This is a genomic window from Nitrosomonas sp. Nm132 (assembly GCF_900100485.1).
Taxonomy (GTDB): Bacteria; Pseudomonadota; Gammaproteobacteria; order Burkholderiales; family Nitrosomonadaceae; genus Nitrosomonas.
Genome location: NZ_FNDH01000131.1, coordinates 1 through 1027, shown reverse-complemented (window position 1 = coordinate 1027; position 1027 = coordinate 1). Strand labels below are relative to the sequence as shown.

At 48.0% G+C, this 1027-nt stretch carries 1 pseudogene; it reads left to right on the top strand.

What is annotated here, in order from left to right:
- Nucleotides 1-30 precede the first annotated feature (30 nt).
- A pseudogene (locus tag BLP80_RS15000) lies at nt 31-1024 on the top strand (IS30 family transposase).
- The last annotated feature ends 3 nt before the right edge of the window (nt 1025-1027 follow it).

Here is a 1027-nt window from a genome sequence, read left to right as displayed (position 1 = left end):
TTCTTGAACGATCAAATAAAAGGAGCCCAGATGAAGCACTATCAGCAGCTCACCCAAGAGCAACGATATCAGATTTACGGGTTACGCAAAGCAGGTTTTAAGCAAAGAGATATAGTGAATGAAGTTGGTGTGGATAAGTCTACGATCTCGCGCGAACTGAGGCGTAATAGAGGACAACGAGGGTGGCGGCCGAAGCAGGCACAGGAATTGCGGGACGAACGGCGCAAGGGATGTAGTCATGTCAAACGATTTAGCTTGGAAGATTGGAATAAGGTGGACAGGCTAATTCGGCAGGATATGAGTCCTGAACAGGCATCAGCCCGACTTGAACGGGAAGGTGAATTGTCCATAAGCCATGAGACCATCTACCAACACCTATACGCAGACAAACTGGTAGGGGGTGATTTGTGGCAGCATTTGCGCTGTCAGAAACTGCGACGCAAGCGCTATGCAAGCGGGCAAGAACGGTGTGGCACTATTCGCAACCGGGTCAGCATCTGAACGGCCCGAGATTGTTGAGCAGAGAGCGCGTATAGGTGATTGGGAAGGCGATACAATGATTGGCAAGAACCATCAGGGGATCCTAGTCACCCTGGCAGAGAGGAAATCGCGCTATATTCTGGCGGGTCAACTACCAGCCAAACATGCCGAAGGGGTAACAGAAAAGATCAACAATCTGCTACGTCCCCACAAACACAAATGCCACACTGTAACATTCGATAATGGCAAAGAATTTGCAGGACATGAAACTATTGCCTCAGAGCTGGAAGCGGCCATCTACTTTGCACATCCTTACCATTCATGGGAGCGAGGATTGAATGAGAACAGCAATGGATTACTACGACAGTATTTCCCCAAGAATATGAAATTGACTGATGTTACCGAAGAACAAGTGCAGTGGGCTATCGATCGTCTCAATCACCGACCACGCAAAGTACTTGGATTTAGAACTCCGCATGAGGTATTCTTCGGAGTGTCGGTAAGTTACACTAAACAGCCATCAAAAGTTGCACTTCGAATTTGAATC